This is a genomic window from Bradyrhizobium sp. GW821-FHT13H06, assembly GCF_058803975.1.
This window is the reverse complement of sequence record NZ_JBXAPN010000001.1, coordinates 833,689-849,023: the sequence shown is the minus strand read 5'-3', so window position 1 is coordinate 849,023 and position 15,335 is coordinate 833,689. Positions and strand designations below refer to the sequence as shown.

11 protein-coding genes and 1 pseudogene are annotated in these 15,335 nt (G+C 66.3%); 7 read left to right on the top strand and 5 right to left on the bottom strand.

Annotation, left to right across the window (positions count from 1 at the left end; translation table 11 throughout):
* Positions 1-325: 325 nt before the first annotated feature.
* The 5 genes from AC1RQP_RS04005 (at position 326) to AC1RQP_RS03985 (ending at position 7,721) form a co-directional block, all read left to right on the top strand.
* Positions 326-1,621 (top strand): N-acetylmuramoyl-L-alanine amidase, encoded by a 1,296-nt coding sequence (locus AC1RQP_RS04005; RefSeq protein ID WP_239623397.1) that lies wholly within the window; start codon positions 326-328, stop codon positions 1,619-1,621.
* 229 nt (positions 1,622-1,850) lie between these two features.
* Positions 1,851-4,352, top strand: a complete 2,502-nt coding sequence (locus AC1RQP_RS04000) for a penicillin-binding protein 1A (protein WP_492936007.1) — start codon at positions 1,851-1,853, stop codon at positions 4,350-4,352.
* A gap of 212 nt (positions 4,353-4,564) precedes the next feature.
* A protein-coding gene (gene prfB / locus AC1RQP_RS03995; protein ID WP_194387559.1) for a peptide chain release factor 2 occupies positions 4,565-5,696 on the top strand; the annotation gives its coding sequence in 2 pieces (ribosomal slippage) (positions 4,565-4,633 and positions 4,635-5,696; 1,131 coding nt in all).
* 2 nt (positions 5,697-5,698) lie between these two features.
* Positions 5,699-6,577, top strand: a complete 879-nt coding sequence (locus tag AC1RQP_RS03990; protein WP_492936006.1) for an NAD(P)-dependent oxidoreductase — start codon at positions 5,699-5,701, stop codon at positions 6,575-6,577.
* Positions 6,578-6,713: 136 nt separating this feature from the next.
* The gene (locus AC1RQP_RS03985) at positions 6,714-7,721 is read left to right on the top strand and encodes a DMT family transporter (protein ID WP_492936005.1); all 1,008 of its coding nucleotides are present in this window, start codon (positions 6,714-6,716) and stop codon (positions 7,719-7,721) included.
* Here the strand turns inward: AC1RQP_RS03985 and AC1RQP_RS03980 are convergent.
* From AC1RQP_RS03980 to AC1RQP_RS03960, 5 genes and pseudogenes are all read right to left on the bottom strand, one after another.
* A pseudogene (locus AC1RQP_RS03980) lies at positions 7,630-8,889 on the bottom strand (O-antigen ligase family protein); the annotation flags it as partial. The gene AC1RQP_RS03985 and the pseudogene AC1RQP_RS03980 sit on opposite strands and share 92 nt — an antisense overlap.
* A gap of 11 nt (positions 8,890-8,900) precedes the next feature.
* Positions 8,901-10,280, bottom strand: coding sequence for a glycosyltransferase family 4 protein (locus tag AC1RQP_RS03975; RefSeq protein WP_492936004.1), 1,380 nt, complete (start codon positions 10,278-10,280; stop codon positions 8,901-8,903).
* Positions 10,277-11,017 carry an ABC transporter ATP-binding protein gene (locus AC1RQP_RS03970; RefSeq protein WP_492936003.1) on the bottom strand — a complete coding sequence of 247 codons (741 nt, stop codon included), beginning with the start codon at positions 11,015-11,017 and terminating at the stop codon, positions 10,277-10,279. The genes AC1RQP_RS03975 and AC1RQP_RS03970 overlap by 4 nt, the downstream gene beginning before the upstream one ends.
* 3 nt (positions 11,018-11,020) lie before the next feature.
* The gene (locus AC1RQP_RS03965) at positions 11,021-12,949 is read right to left on the bottom strand and encodes a glycosyltransferase (RefSeq protein ID WP_492936002.1); all 1,929 of its coding nucleotides are present in this window, start codon (positions 12,947-12,949) and stop codon (positions 11,021-11,023) included.
* 8 nt (positions 12,950-12,957) lie between these two features.
* Positions 12,958-13,119 (bottom strand): hypothetical protein, encoded by a 162-nt coding sequence (locus AC1RQP_RS03960; RefSeq protein WP_239623404.1) that lies wholly within the window; start codon positions 13,117-13,119, stop codon positions 12,958-12,960.
* 125 nt (positions 13,120-13,244) lie between these two features.
* On the opposite strand from AC1RQP_RS03960, the gene AC1RQP_RS03955 reads away from it, so the two are divergent.
* Positions 13,245-14,123, top strand: coding sequence for a DUF6502 family protein (locus AC1RQP_RS03955; RefSeq protein WP_239623405.1), 879 nt, complete (start codon positions 13,245-13,247; stop codon positions 14,121-14,123).
* A complete protein-coding gene (locus AC1RQP_RS03950; protein ID WP_492936001.1) occupies positions 14,120-15,316 on the top strand; it encodes a DUF5666 domain-containing protein in 1,197 nt (398 codons plus the stop codon). The genes AC1RQP_RS03955 and AC1RQP_RS03950 overlap by 4 nt, the downstream gene beginning before the upstream one ends.
* The last annotated feature ends 19 nt before the right edge of the window (positions 15,317-15,335 follow it).

Sequence of the window (15,335 nt, the reverse complement as noted above, 5' to 3'; positions counted from 1 at the left end):
TAACATGAGTGGTAACCCGAGACCGTCCACCGCCGGTGCCTGACCCGCTCCACCTCGCTGCCGCGCACCGCGCTGGTCTTAGAGGGAAACGGAAAACGCTGGAATCCCCAAATCTTGGGAGTTCCGGCGCAGCGCCGGGAGGCTGAATGCGACACAACCTGAAATATCGGCCGTCAGCATTCCGTACATACGAGGAATGAGCCATCCGTGCAAGGGAAGCGTCGCACGGCGGTCACAGTCGCCGAGTTTCGCACTTCTGTCATTAGGGAGCGATTAACCCTGTGGTTCTATTGCGTTAAGAGGGCTGCTCGGAGGCACGGAATCGGTGGCGAGCCGCACAAATCGACGGGTTTTGCTGGGAGGCGTGTTGCTGTGCACAGCGGCATTGCCGTGTGCTGATTCCTCGCGCCTCATTGCTGCGGAAAGTCAGCCGCAGCCCGTTGTTGCCGCAGCGAATTTTCCGGTGGCCTCGGCCGCCCGGCTGGCCGGCGACGGCAAGCAGACTCGCTTCATCCTCGACCTCGACCGGACCATTACCTTCCGCACCGCCGCGCTGGCCGACCCGTTCCGCGTGGTGGTGGACGTGCCGCAAGTCAATTTCCAGCTGCCCGCCGGCACCGGAAGCGGGGGGCGGGGGCTGGTCAAGGCTTTCCGCTACGGGCTGGTCATGCCCGGCGGCTCGCGAATCGTGTTCGACCTGACGGGGCCGGCGAAGATCGCCAATTCCTACGTGGTCGAAGCCGCCAACGGCCAGCCGGCCCGGCTCGTGCTCGAGCTGGAGGAGATCGAGCGCGCCGCCTTCGTGGCATCGCTCCCGCCTGAAAACCGTCCCGAGTTGCGGCCCGCGATCGCCGAGGCGCCGCCTGCCACGGTTCCCGCCAAGGCAACCGCGGATGCCGCGCAGCAGAAGGCCGACGGCCGTCCGGTGGTCGTGATTGATCCCGGCCATGGCGGCATCGACAACGGCACGCAGTCGGGGGGCGAGAGCGAGAAGAACCTGGTGCTCGCTTTTGGTCTGGCGCTCCGCGACAAGCTGGAAAAGGCCGGTAAATACCGCGTGGTGATGACGCGGGACGACGACACCTTCATCCCCCTCAATGACCGGACCAAGATCGCCCGCAACCAGAAGGCGGCATTGTTCGTCTCGATTCATGCCGATGCGCTGCCTCGTGCCGAGGGCGATGCGCAGGGCGCGACCATCTATACGCTCTCAGATAAGGCGTCCGACGCCGAGGCTCAGCGGCTGGCGGATGCGGAGAACCGGGCCGATGCGATCGCCGGCTTCAATCTCGCGGAGGAGCCCAACGACGTCGCCGATATCCTGATCGACCTCACGCAGAGGGAAACCCGCACCTTTTCAAACCGTTTCGCCCGCCTCTTGATGGGTGAAATGAAGGCGACGGTGCGGATGCACAAGCATCCCCTGAAGTCCGCCGGCTTCCGGGTGCTGAAGGCGCCCGATGTACCCTCCGTGCTGGTCGAGATCGGTTATGTCTCCAACAAGGGGGATCTCGAGCACCTGGTCTCCGAGGGGTGGCGGTCGCGTGCCGTTGGCTCGATGGCACAGGCGATCGACGGATTTTTGACCAAGCGGATGGCCACGGCCGGAACTCCGAACTGAATGGGTTGATCCCGCCCGATCCAAAGGCCCTAGTTTGGCCACAGCGGACGCTCTATAAAAACCCCGCAGGGGGTCGGAATCGGCGAGAATCCTGCTCGGCAAGCGTCGGAAGTCCGGCATTGATGTGATTGCGTAAGCCGGCGAATTCGCGACGTGAGGTTGGCGGCCATTTGGGGTCGCCATGGGGCTGATACTGGGCTGATCCAGAGTTTGAACGGATAAACAGATAATGCGCTTGCTGGTGCGGTTCATGGGCTTCCTGTTCGCCGCGGGAACGGTGGTGTTCCTTGTCGGTGTCGGGGCCGTGGCAGGCCTGATCTGGCATTTCTCCAAGGACTTGCCGGACTACTCTCAGCTTCAGGATTACGAGCCGCCGGTGATGACCCGCGTGCACGCGGTCGACGGTTCGCTGCTTGGCGAGTACGCCAAGGAGCGGCGGCTGTATCTGCCGATCCAGGCCGTGCCCAAGCTCGTGATCAACGCGTTCCTGGCCGCCGAGGACAAGAATTTCTACGAGCACGGCGGCATCGACTACACCGGCATGGCACGCGCCGGATTGCTTTATCTGCAGAACTACGGCTCCAACCGCCGCCCGCAGGGCGCGTCCACCATCACCCAGCAGGTCGCCAAGAACTTCCTGCTGACCAACGAGGTCTCCTTCGCCCGCAAGATCAAGGAAGCCTTGCTGGCGATGCGCATCGAGAAAACCTACTCGAAGGACAAGATTCTCGAGCTGTACCTGAACGAAATCTATCTGGGCCTCGGCGCCTACGGCATCGCGGCCGCCTCGCTGGTCTATTTCGACAAGTCGGTGAACGAGCTGACGGTGGCGGAAGCGTCCTATCTGGCGGCGCTGCCGAAGATGCCGGCGACGCTGCATCCGGTCCGCAACCGCGACCGCGCCGTCGAGCGCCGCAATTACGTGATCGACCGTCTGCTGGAGAACGGCTGGATCAAGCAGGCCGACGCCGACAAGGCGCGGAAGGAGCCGCTGGCCGTCACCAGCCGGTCCAACGGCGCCCACACCTTCGCCGGCGAATATTTCGCCGAGGAAGTCCGCCGCGACATCTTCGAGCGCTACGGCGAGAAGAAGCTGTATGAAGGCGGCCTGTCGGTTCGCACCACGCTCGATCCGAAGATCCAGGTCATGGCGCGCAAGGCCATGGTCGCCGGCCTCGTGAACTACGACGAGCAGCAGGGCTATCGCGGCGCCATGAGCAAGCTCGATGTTTCGGGCGACTGGGGCGTGAAGCTCGCCGAGATCAAATCGCTCTCCGACATCTCGCCATGGCGCATGGCGGTGGTGCTGGAGACCAGCGAGCAGTCGGCGCGCATCGGCTTCCAGCCGAGCCGCGAGCTCGGCGGCGCCATCAGCAAGCAGCGCGAGACCGGCATCGTCACGGTCGACGGCGTGCGCTGGGCGCGGGCCTTGCAGGGCGGCACGAAGGGCAAGACGCCGACGGCGGTCTCGCAGGTGCTTCAGCCCGGCGACGTCATTTATGCCGATCCGCTCTACAAGGACGGCCAGCCCGTCGAGGGCCAGTACCGGCTCCGCCAGATCCCGGAGGTCTCCGGCGCCATGGTGGTGATGGATCCCTGGACGGGCCGCGTGCTCGCGATGGTCGGCGGCTTCTCGTTCGACCAGAGCCAGTTCAATCGCGCCACGCAGGCCTATCGGCAGCCGGGTTCGTCGTTCAAGCCGATCGTCTACTCGGCCGCGCTCGACAACGGCTATACGCCCTCGACCGTCGTGCTCGATGCGCCGATCGAAATCGACCAGGGCCAGGGCGCCGGCGTGTGGCGGCCTGAAAACTTCTCCTCGGGCAAGTTCCAGGGACCGGTGACGCTGCGCAATGCGCTGCGGCAGTCGCTCAACACCGTGACGGTGCGCCTCGCGCAGGACATCGGCATGCCCCTGATCGGCGAATACGCCCGCCGTTTCGGCGTCTATGACGAGCTGCCGAACTATCTCTCCTACGCGCTCGGCGCCGGTGAGACCACGGCGATGCGCATGGTCACGGCTTACTCGATGCTCGCCAATGGCGGCCGCCGCGTGAAGCCGACGCTGATCGACCGCATCCAGGACCGCTACGGCCACACCATCTTCAAGCACGACCAGCGCGAGTGCCGCGGCTGCGACGCGCCGGGCGGCTGGAAGAACCAGCCCGAGCCGCAGCTGATCGACCGCCGCGAGCAGGTGTTGGATTCCATGACCGCCTATCAGATCACCGAGCTGATGGAAGGCGTTGTGCAGGCCGGTACGGCCACGGTCATCAAGGACGTCGGCAAACCCGTCGCCGGCAAGACCGGCACCACCAACGAGGCCAAGGACGCCTGGTTCGTCGGCTTCTCGCCCGATATCGCCGTCGCCATCTACATGGGCTACGACAAGCCGCGTCCGCTGGGTCGGGGCAATGCCGCGACCGGTGGCCATCTGGCAGCTCCGATCGCGCGCGATTTCCTCAAGCTCGCGCTCGCCGACAAGCCGGCCGTTCCGTTCAAGGTGCCGGCCGGCATCAAGCTCGTGCGCGTCGTCGCCAAGACCGGCATGCGCGCAGGCCCCGGCGAGACCGGAGGAACCATCCTCGAAGCCTTCAAGCCGGGCACGGCCCCGCCGGACAATTATTCGGTCATCGGCGTTGCCGACGCCGACGGGCGCATGCCGGCGTCGCAGCAGCAGCAGCCGGATTCCGGCTTCTTCATGCGGCCGGGCACCGGCGGGCTGTACTAAGCACGATCCGGAAAAGTGCGCCGCGGTTTTCCGAAAAGATCATGCTTAAACAACAACCTAAAGCGCGATGACGATTGATCCTAATCGCGTCGCGCTTTAAGGCTCAGGACAACACAGACGATCGCGGTTCCGGCGGTTGCGCTTTGCAGTCGCCGCCGCTACATCCACACCTCAATTGCTTGCGGAACCATTCCGCGAAACCAGAGAACGACATGCGCGCCGAAATCGAACGGTTGGTAGAAGAGATCAAGCAGTCAGTCGGGCTGCTGAGGAGGCATCTTTGACGTCGAGAAATCGACGGCGCGCCTCGCTGAGCTGAACAAGCTCGCAGAAGATCCCAATCTCTGGAACGATCCCCAGAAAGCCCAGAAGCTGATGCAGGAGCGCACCTCGCTCGAGGATGCGCTCTCAGGAATCGGCAAGGTCGAGCAGGAGCTCGAAGACGACATCGGCATGATCGAGCTCGGCGAGGCCGAGGGCGATGACGGCGTCGTTGCCGAAGCCGAAGCTGCGCTGAAGAACCTCAAGAAGGAAGTCGCGCGCCGCGAGCTCGAGGCGCTGCTGTCGGGCGAGGCCGACCGCTTCGATTCCTATCTCGAAGTCCATGCCGGCGCCGGCGGCACCGAAAGCCAGGACTGGGCGCAGATGCTGCTGCGCATGTACACGCGCTGGGCCGAAAACCACGGCTTCAAGGTCGAGTTCCTGGAAGAATCCGAGGGCGAAGAGGCCGGCATCAAGTCGGCGACGATCCAGGTCTCCGGGCACAACGCCTATGGCTGGCTGAAGACGGAAGCCGGCGTGCATCGCCTGGTGCGCATCTCGCCATTCGATTCCAACGCGCGGCGACATACCTCGTTCTCGAGCGTGCAGGTCTTCCCCGTCATCGACGACAGCATCAAGATCGACATCAAGGAATCGGATGTCCGCGTCGACACCATGCGCTCGGGCGGCGCCGGCGGCCAGCACGTCAACAAGACCGAATCCGCAGTGCGCCTGACGCACATTCCGACCGGCGTTGCCGTGGTCTGCCAGGCCGGACGCTCCCAGCACAAGAACCGGGCGCAGGCCTGGGACATGCTGCGCGCGCGGCTCTACGAGATGGAGCTGAAGAAGCGCGAGGAGAAAGCCGCCGCCGATCAGGCCGCCAAGACCGACATCGGCTGGGGCCACCAGATCCGCTCCTACGTGCTGCAGCCCTACCAGATGGTGAAGGATCTGCGCACGGGCGTGCAGACCTCCGACACCGCGGGCGTGCTCGATGGCGAGCTCGACGAGTTCATGGCCGCGACGCTGGCGCAGCGCGCGTTCGGCACCACGACCGGCGAGATCGAGGACGTGGACTAGCCATGCCCCGTGTCGCCTTCATCGGATTGGGGCGGATGGGTCATGGCATGGCCGGCCGCTATCTCGATGCCGGCTTCACGGTGACGCTGTGGAATCGCAGCAAGGCCAAGGCGGAAGACCTGATCGCGCGCGGCGCGCATTGGGCGACCTCGCCGGAGGACGCGGCGATCGATGCCGCCGCGGTCGTGACCATGGTCGCCGACGACGAGGCCTCGCGCGCGGTCTGGCTCGGGCCCAAGGGCGCGGCCAAGACGGCGAAGGCCGGCACCATCGCGATCGAATGCTCGACCGTTTCCCATGACCACGCGCGCGAGATGGGCCGCGAGCTCAACGCGCGCGGTCTGATCTACATCGATTGTCCCGTGACGGGATTGCCGGACGCGGCGGCGGCCGGGAAGCTGACGCTGCTCGCCGGCGCCGATGCGGCCGATCTCGAGCGTGCGCGGCCTTATCTGACGCCAATCGGCTCGACCATCCGCCATTTCGGGCCGGTCGGCTCCGGCACGGTCTACAAGCTCATCAACAATCTCATGGGCGCGATCCAGATCGCCGGTCTCGCCGAGGGCCTCGCCATCGCCGAGCGGGCCGGGCTCGACATGAACCTCGTGCTGGAGTCGATCCAGGCAGGGGTCGCCGCAAGCCCCCAGGTGCAGCGTCACTCCACGCGCATGGTCGCACGCGATTTTTCCGGCGCGACGTTCACGACGGCGCTGCGGCACAAGGATGCCGCCTATGCGGTGAAGCTCGCCGAGAGCCTCCTGGCAGACAAGCCGCTGGTCGCGGTCGCCGCGGTCGAGGCCTACGCGCAGGCGGCGGCGAAGATGCCGGACGATGACGAAGGCCGGATGATCGAGCTGGTGTCGCGGCCGAAGACGCCGTAGCCGCTCGACGCGGGCAGTTTCGATCTGGTTCATTTTTGCGCATCGGTCTTGTGAACCTCTGTTTCATCGGAATTCGGGTGGCGCCGTCGATCGCGCCGGTCTAGGCGGACGGACTTGGCCGCCAAGGGTGAGACGCATGCCCCCGAACGACAGCCGGATCGACGCACGCGACTGGTCGCTGCTCTGCGTGCTCTCCATCCTCTGGGGCGGCTCGTTCTTCTTCAACGGCGCTGCCTTGCGGGAGTTGCCGCCGCTGACGCTGGTGTTCCTGCGCGTCGCGCTGGGCGCGGCCATTCTGCTGCCGCTGCTTCGCATGCAGGGCATCGGCTTTCCCATCGGGGCGACTGGCTGGAAGCCGTTCGTCGCGATCGGGCTGCTCAACAACGCCATCCCGTTCTCGCTGATCGTAATCGGCCAGACTTTCATCCCGAGCGGGCTGGCGTCGATCCTGAACGCGACCACGCCGCTGTTTGCGGTTCTCGTGATGGCAGCAGCGGGCGAGGAGGCGTTGGAGGTGCGTCGCGTGGCCGGAGTGACGCTGGGGCTCTTCGGCGTCGTCATCCTGCGCGGGTGGGGCATCGAGACGAAGCCGGGGCAGGGGCTCGGCATCCTGCTCTGCCTTGGCGGGGCCTTGAGCTACGGCTTTGCGGCCCTGGCGGCGCGGCGGCTACTGAAGGATTCGCCGCCTCTTGGAACGGCGACGTTTCAACTGATGGCGTCGACCGCGATGATGGCGATCATCGCCGGTGCGGTGGAGCAGCCCTGGCGTCTTCCGATGCCGAGCGACACGACATGGCTTGCGGTGCTCGGCCTCGCCGGCCTGTCGACGGCGCTCGCCTACATCGTCTTCTTCCAGATCCTGCGGCGCTCCGGCGCGACCAACGTGATGCTGGTGACGCTGCTCATTCCCGTCACCGCCATCCTTCTGGGCTGGCTGGTGCTGGGCGAGCCGATCTCCGTCCGCGAGATCGCGGGCGCGATCGTCATCGGCAGCGCGCTGCTGGTGATCGACGGACGAGCCCAGCCAGCAATCGCGGGCTGCCTGTCGCTTCTCCGGCTTGGGCCTTCAGCACCATGCCGCCGGCGACGCCGACGCCGAGCACATACATCCAGCCCTCATGAAAATCGAACAGGTGCGAGTTGAGCAGCGAGCTCGCGATGTTCTGTACGACGACCACGAGACCGATCCAGGCGGCGAAGCCTTCACCTGCGAACATACGAAGATGCGCGATCCACATGGCGTAGAGCAGGACGACACCCAGAAGGCCCCACTGCACCGCGACGTTGAGGGTCTGGTTGTGCGGATTGCTCACGACCTCGGCATCGAGTCTGCTTTTGCTCGTGGCGGCGCGCTCGAACTGGCGCTTGATCGAACCGGTGCCGTGGCCGATCAGAGGCGCCTCGATAAAGGCATGGAGCGACTTGCGCCAATAGGTCAGCCGCTGCGCGGTCGAGGCGCGGCTGATGTCCTCGTGGCCGTGGCGGTATTCGACGGCGATGTCGTCGATGCGCTGGCGCAGATAGGGCGACGTGGTCCAGGCCAACAGGCTCGCGGCGACCGTACCTGCGAGCAGGACCAGTGCCGCCCGCCGGCTCAAATGCCTCAAGGCGAACAGCGTCAGCAGCACCGCGATGCAGAGCAGGGCGGTGCGGGCCGAGGCGACGAACACCATGTTGGTGACGAACAGCAGGATCAGGGCCAGGCAGACGACTGTTGTGGCCGCGCGTCTGCCGCGCCAGAGAGGCAGCGCGAGCGCAAAGGCGCACAGCGTGAACTCCTGGCTCTGGTCGATGTAGTTCTTGACGGGAACGCCTGATGACGCCGTTGCGGTGATCTTCCAGGCGGGATCGAGCAGCACGATCCAGGAGAACACGGCAAGCAGCGCGCAGGAAGCGAGAAAGGCGATGCAGACATGGAAGCCGCGCTCGGACCGGCGGAAATGGTAGAGCAGCGGCGGAATCAGCATGAGCTTTGCAACCGGCTTGACCGCATGCAGCCGGTCCGCCCACGCACCCTCTGACCACAGCGTGCCAAGAAGCGCGAGCAGCAGGAGTGCCAAGGGCAGGGCTGACGCCGGTCGCGCGAGCTGGCGCGCATAGTCGCGCCAGGCGATGGTCGGCGTCACCGCAAGCAGCCAGAACCCGACCAGGATCGAAGTCGCGGTGGTCGACCAGGGCAGCGATGCCGCGATCAGGATGACGAGCAGGTCGGCAGCACGAAACAGCCGGGCGGAATGATCCAGAGCCTGCGATCGGTCGCGCACGGTTGGCGGGCTGGCGGGACCGGGCGATACGGCTTGCTCAGCGGGCATGTGGCTGACACTTACTGTGCTGCGACCAGGCTTTCTCTGGGCGTCTCATGGCCGAGGAAATCCCGGGCCTGGGTCTCGTAGCCGAAGCGTTCGGCGAGCTCGTGGCGCCGCGCCCGGATCCTGCCGCGGCACTCCTCCTGCCGCGTCAGCACGCGGGTGACGGAGGCGGCGATCGCCTCCGTGGAGAACGGGTCGAAATAGTCGGCGAGCTCGCCCGCGACCTCGCGGAAGACGGCGATGTCGGAGCACAGCACCGGCGTGTTCGCAGCCAGCGCCTCGATGATCGGCACGCCGAAACCTTCGGCAAGGCTCGGCATGATCAGGCCGTGCGCTTCCGCGATCAGAGTCGCCTTCTCGTGCTCGTCGACGTAGCCGGCGAAGCGGACGTTGGGCGGGAGGTTGCGCATCCGGCTGATCTCGCCGGTATAGCCGATCACGACGAGATCGGCGTGGGGAACGTTGCGGAAGGCGCGGACGACGGCGGCGACGTTCTTGCGTGGCTCGTTCGAGACGATGACGACGAAGCTCGGCCGCCCCGGACGCCCCGACGGGGCTGGAAGGTGCAGGACATCCGGGGCGTCGAACCGGGTGCGGGGATACACGACCCGCGCCGGCAGGTGCGCAAATTGCGGCAGCAGTTCCCTGAACCGCATCATGCTGTAGTTTGAAACGAAGGCGAGTTCGTCGGCCTGGCGCAGGCTGGTGCGGATTCGCGCCAGGAACTGCCGCGTGGCGATGTCGCTGAGCTTGAGGTCGGTGAGCGGCAACAGGTCGTGGACGATGCAGATCACCTTGGCGCCGGGTTTGCGCCTGATCACCACTCGTGTCGGGGTGTCCACGACGATCAAGTCGTAATCGCGCGCGTCGATCCGCGGCGGAGGCAGCAGGAAGAAGGCCGATGCGTCCTGATAGTTGAAGAAGCCGGGCTCGAGCTGAAAGTCGCCGAACAGCTCGAGGTGCCTCAGGTCCGGCGGAATGTATTCGAGCGCGGCGGGCCGGTTCTCGATCAGGCGCGTGGGCAGGCCGAGCAGGCCGATCGCGCGCAGGAGGCAGACGGTGTTGTCCTGCGACAGCAACAGGCCGGCCCTACGGCGGAGCCAGTCGAGTTTGCGGCGCGTGCCGCTGAGCGTCAACGGCCCGCTCACGTTGATTTCGTCGAGATAGCGATAGAGCGCAAGCAGCTCGATGTTGCGCGACTGCGCCGCGAACAGCCTCGTACGCCGCTCGCGCTGGCAGAGCTTGCGATAGCGTTTCGTGGTCTCCACCACCAGCGTGAGTTCGTGGCCTTCCGAGGCGAGCGAACGTACCAGTTCCCGAGTGAAGTGGAAGATACCGCGCTTGTGATTGGGTTGTCCGAGCGACTCGGAGACGACGAGGATGTTGTGCTTCATGCGCGTTTCTCGCGGAGCTCGAAGGCGTTGGGGACCGGCGGGGCGACCGTGATGGTCGAGGCGATGCGGCCGCGATCGAGGTTGATGATGCTGGTGCAGGTGCGGCACAGCAGCGGCTGGTCGTGCGAGGCGATGATCACGATCGCCGCCTGCGACATGAGCTTGAGGAGCCGCTCCTGCGCCTTTTCGGCAAAGTGCTCGTCGACCACGCTGAGCCATTCGTCGAGCAGGAGGATGTCGGCCGGAAAGGCCGTGGCGGTCGCGAACAGCACCCGCATCAGCATGCCCGAGGAGAACATCCGCAGCGGCAGCCGCTGCATGCGCGCCTCCAGCTCGGTGAAGGCCCAGATCTCGTCGATCACGCTGCGGGTCGGCTTGCGGCCGCTGATCCGCAGCAGCAGTGCGATGTTGTCCTCGGCCACGAAATCCAGATTGACGCCGGCATTGAGGCCGAGCAGGGGCACGACTTTGCCCTGGATCGCGACGCTGCCGCTGCTTGGTGGATAGACGCCGGCGATCAGCCGCAGCAGCGTCGACTTGCCGGAGCCGTTGGCTCCGCCAAGTCCGATACGGGCGCCGGCTTCAGCCTGGATGGTGACGTCGTCGACGGCGCGGATGATCCGCATCTCGCCGGGCTCGCGGATGAGATGGCCGAGCAGCCGCCGTTTCAGCGAATGGTCGTAGGCGCCATAGACCGGATAGTCGAGGCAGACGTTGCGTAGGCTGATCGAGACCATGCATCAGATCCAGAACGCGGCTTTGCGAAGGTGGAGCAGCGTCAGCACGCTCGCAACGATCAGAAGCGCCAGCGCGACGAGGACGTAGACGATGCTGACGGGGTCGACATGGCCGCCGGCCAGTGGCTCGCGCCACACCGCGAACAGATGCGTGAGCGGATTGATCCGCATCACCGTCGAGCGGTGGTTGATCATCTCCGACGACCAGATGATGGGCGAGGCGAGGAAGGCGAGCATCAACGTGGACTCGATGATTGGCTTGAGGTCGCGATAGCGTGTTGCCATCGCACCGAGAACGAGGCTCAAGGCGAAGGTGCAGGCCACGAACGCCAGGAGGCCCGGCAGCGCCGCCGGCGCGTGGGAGAGCTCGTGACGGGACAGGATGAGCCATAGGACGAGTGGTACGCAGGCGTTGTGGAGCGCGAACAGCGCCTGGCGGAACGTGCATTGCAGCAGGAAGATGACCGGCGGCAGCGCCCGGTCGCGGATCAGGCTCGCGGAGTTCTGGAGCGCCGTGGTGGCGTCGAGCACCACGCTGTTGAGGAAAGTCCAGGCCGTCATCGACAGCGCCAGCATGGGCAGGCGCGACAGCATGTCGTCGTTCGACATCTGGCCGATCACCGAGCCCAGCACCGCCACCACGATCGCCATCTGGAGCGACATCCAGAACGGACCGAGCAACGAACGCACGTAGCGGTGGCGCATGTCCGACCAGGCCAGTGCCGCCGCGATCCGAACGCAGTCCAGCCAGGCGGTCGCTTGAAGCGACTCCGCGGTTGCTGATCGTTCCTTGCCTGGTACGGCAACGGCATCGCGGTAGACGGTCTCCATGCCTTGCCTGAAGGCCGTGGTCGAGTAGCGGGTGAGGGCGCGCGTGCGCGCTGCAAGCCCCATGCGGCGGCGTCGCTCGGGATCGCGGATCAGGATATCGATGGCCTCACCCAGCTTCGCGACGTCGCCGGGCGGCACGGTGATCGCCTCCATGCCGTGGCGGGCGACACGCGGCACCGCGGTGTCGAGCGCCGTATTCACGACCGGGCGGCCGGCGGCCATGGCCTCGAGCTGGACGAGGCCGAAGGTCTCGGCATTGGTCACCGACGGCATCACGAAGACGTCGGCGAGACACATCAGCTTGATGCGTTCGCAATCGTTGACCGAGCCGAGCAGGCGGACGCGGTCATGAAGGCCGAGCTCCTGGATCAACTGCTCGAGCCGCGGCCGCTCGCTGCCCTCGCCGATGATCCAGACCTCGAAATCGTGCGCGGCTGCGGCGCGGACCAGCACGTCGAAACCCTTGTAGGGCACGAGCCGGCCGCAGGCCAGCACGAGCCGGCCGCGATCGTTGACTTGGTGCGGCTCGATCTTCGGCCGGTCGTAGATTGTGGTGTCGATGCCGAACGGCACGACGTGGCATTTGTCCTCGAATTCGCGCAGCAGCGGCGTGTGGTCGACCAGCGCGTGGTCCGAGACGATGATCGCCTTGGCGCGGCGCAGCGTTCGCCGCATCAGAGGTTCGACGAGCCAGCGCAGGCCGGCATGAGTGACGATGTCGGCGTGCCAGTGCACCACCAGTGGACGCCTGGCGCCGTATCCGAAGGCGAAGACGAGGTCGGCGAGAGGGAAGGGGGCATGGAGCGCGAGCAGATCGTGCTCGGCGATCCTGCGCCACAGACGCCAGGGATAGGTCGGGGCGGCTGGCAGCGACATGACGTTGCCGAACGAGCGCACGCGCTCGACCGGGACGTCGTTGACGACGATCTGGCGCCGTCCGGCCGATTGCGAGCAGACCAGCACGGCGGAGGCGAAGGCATCCTTCAGGCTCGCGCAGATGTCTCGGATCACCGTGAGCGTGCCGCCGAACAGGTCGGGATAGTACACCTTGAAGATGTGCAGCACCGACGGGCGGGGCGGGCTGTCGCTGGTGTGATGCATGATGGCGGTCAGCCTGCGAGAAGCGCTGCGAGGAACGGTGCGGCCAGCAGCGAGATGAAGATGACGCCGCGCAGCAGCGCCGGCAGCATCGGCTCGATCGCGCCGTGTCCCCAGTCGGGAGCCGGCACGGCACGCGGTGAGCTGGAAATGCGGACCAAGCGGTCAGCCATGTGTGAAGTCCCTTATGTCGCGCCCCTCAGTGGCGTCTCGTATATGTGGGAAAATTTACCACGTCAATCGCAACACGGAAAAGTGTGGGATTGTGTCCCACGTGTGGCATTGGTACAATTCAGACATGAATGCCAAGTCCGGGTCCAAAGCAGCGGCACCGCAGCCGAATGCCGCCGCGAAGCTGCACGCGCCGCTGGCGCGGCTGCTGCGCCCGCTCGTGCGGCTCTGCATCCGAAGCGGAATGACCTTTCCGGCATTGGCGCAGCTGCTTCGCGAGCTGTTCGTCAACGTCGCCGAGCACGATTTCGCGCTGGAAGGAAAGGAGCAGACCGACAGCCGGGTCAGCCTGCTCACCGGCATCCATCGCAAGGAAGTGGCGCGGCTGCGCGGCGCCGGCGCGCCCGTGCACGAGGCGCCGGCGGCAGTGTCGCTGACCAGCGCGGTGATCGCGCGCTGGCTCGCCGCGCCCGAGTTCACCGATGCCAGGGGCGAGCCGCTCGCTTTGCCGCGCACGGCCGAGGGCGATGCGCCCTCGTTCGAGCAGCTCGTCGCCTCGGTCACCAAGGACGTACGCCCACGCGCGGTGCTCGACGAGTGGATCGACCGCAAGCTCGTCACCATCAACGAGTCCGACGAGATCGAGCTGGTCGAGGCCGCTTTCGTGCCGAGCGGCGAGGACGACGGCAAATGGCATTATCTCGGCCGCAATCTGCACGACCATATCGCGGCCGCCGCGGAAAACGTCTCCGGGCCCGCGCCACGCTTCCTCGAGCGCGCGGTGCACTACAACAACATCTCGCCGAAGCTGGCGCGGCGGCTCGAAGCGCGCTCGCGCGAGCTCGCCATGGACGCGCTGAAGACCGCCAACCGCGAGGCCAACCGCGCGCTCGCCAAGGACAAGGGCGGCAATGCCCGCTGGAATTTCGGCATCTACATCTACAACGAAGGTGCCGACGAGGAGGGTGAAGCGAAGGCGCGCGGCAAAGAAGGTGGTCCTTCATGAGCCGGCCGCCGTTCATCTCCCGTCGCGTGCTGCTGGCTGGATTCTGGCTCGCCGGCACGGCTATCGCCCGTGCACAGGTCAAGCGCGGCACCGATCAGGGCATCGGTGGCACCGGGATCACGCGCGGTGATGATCACGGCATCGGCGGCACCGGCATCGTCGGCGTGATCCAGCGTTTCGGCAGCATCTACGTCAACGGCGAGCGCATCACTTACGCGAGCGACGTGCCGGTCCGGATCGACGGGGAGGCGGCCAGCCCCAGGGCGCTGCGTATCGGTCAACTCGCGCGCGTGGTTGCGATCCGTCAGGCCGACGGCACGCTCGTCACGCGCAACATCACGATCGCGAGCGAGGTCTCCGGTCCGATTGAGCAGGTGAAGGGCAACGAGCTGATCGTGCTCGGCCAGAAGATCTTGGCCGGTGACAAGGCGAGCACGCTCCGCACGGGTACGCAAGTTGCCGTCTACGGCTTGCGCCGGACTGACGGGGTCATCGTCGCAAGCCTGGTCGAGCCGCGGCGCAATGCCGTCGCGCGCGTGACGGGTCTGGTCGAGGGCGGGCCGGACGGCTTGCGAATCGGCGGATTGAAGCTGAACGGTGTCGATCCCCGGCTGGTCGGCCAGCGGGTCCAGATCGAGGGAAGCGCGAGCCACGGGGCGATGCAGGCGGCGCGCACGCGGATCGACGATTTTTCGGATCTCGTCGGCGCCAGCCGCCTGTCGATCGAGGCCTATGTGCAGCGGGCGGGTTCGAACCTCCAGCTCGGCTCCGGGCTCATTGCTCATGACGGCTCGCGCTTCGGCCCAGCCGCCGGTGAAGCGCGCATGGTGATCAATGGCGTCTTCGACAGGTCGCGCGGGCTTCAGCTCGATTCGGCGCAGGCGGTTGGGCAATTCCCGGAATCGCCGGGGCAGGCGCCCGGCGGAGCGGGGCATCCCGGGCGCTCGCCGGGCGGCTCGATCCTGCATCCAAATCGCGGCACCCCCCCTGGCGGCGGCCAGCCCGGTGCACCGGGCGCGCCTGCGCCAGGAGCGGGGCCCGGTGCGCCGTCCGGCTCTGCGCCGACAGGACCGAGCGGCCCGTCAGGGCCCGGCGGCCCGGGCGCACCGGGCGGGCCCATGGGACCCGGTGGTGGAATGGGTGGTGGTGGCGGCTTCGGCGGCCCCGGAGGCGGAATGGGTGGCCGGCGCTAAGGGGCCGCTTACGGGACAG

Coding starts and splice junctions, on each gene's coding strand:
- AC1RQP_RS04000 (WP_492936007.1), top strand. CDS start 1,851: ATGCGCTTGCTGGTGCGGTTCATGGGCTTCCTGTTCGCCGCGGGAACG.
- AC1RQP_RS03990 (WP_492936006.1), top strand. CDS start 5,699: ATGCCCCGTGTCGCCTTCATCGGATTGGGGCGGATGGGTCATGGCATG.
- AC1RQP_RS03985 (WP_492936005.1), top strand. CDS start 6,714: ATGCCCCCGAACGACAGCCGGATCGACGCACGCGACTGGTCGCTGCTC.
- AC1RQP_RS03975 (WP_492936004.1), bottom strand. CDS start 10,280: ATGAAGCACAACATCCTCGTCGTCTCCGAGTCGCTCGGACAACCCAAT.
- AC1RQP_RS03970 (WP_492936003.1), bottom strand. CDS start 11,017: ATGGTCTCGATCAGCCTACGCAACGTCTGCCTCGACTATCCGGTCTAT.
- AC1RQP_RS03965 (WP_492936002.1), bottom strand. CDS start 12,949: ATGCATCACACCAGCGACAGCCCGCCCCGCCCGTCGGTGCTGCACATC.
- AC1RQP_RS03960 (WP_239623404.1), bottom strand. CDS start 13,119: ATGGCTGACCGCTTGGTCCGCATTTCCAGCTCACCGCGTGCCGTGCCG.
- AC1RQP_RS03955 (WP_239623405.1), top strand. CDS start 13,245: ATGAATGCCAAGTCCGGGTCCAAAGCAGCGGCACCGCAGCCGAATGCC.
- AC1RQP_RS03950 (WP_492936001.1), top strand. CDS start 14,120: ATGAGCCGGCCGCCGTTCATCTCCCGTCGCGTGCTGCTGGCTGGATTC.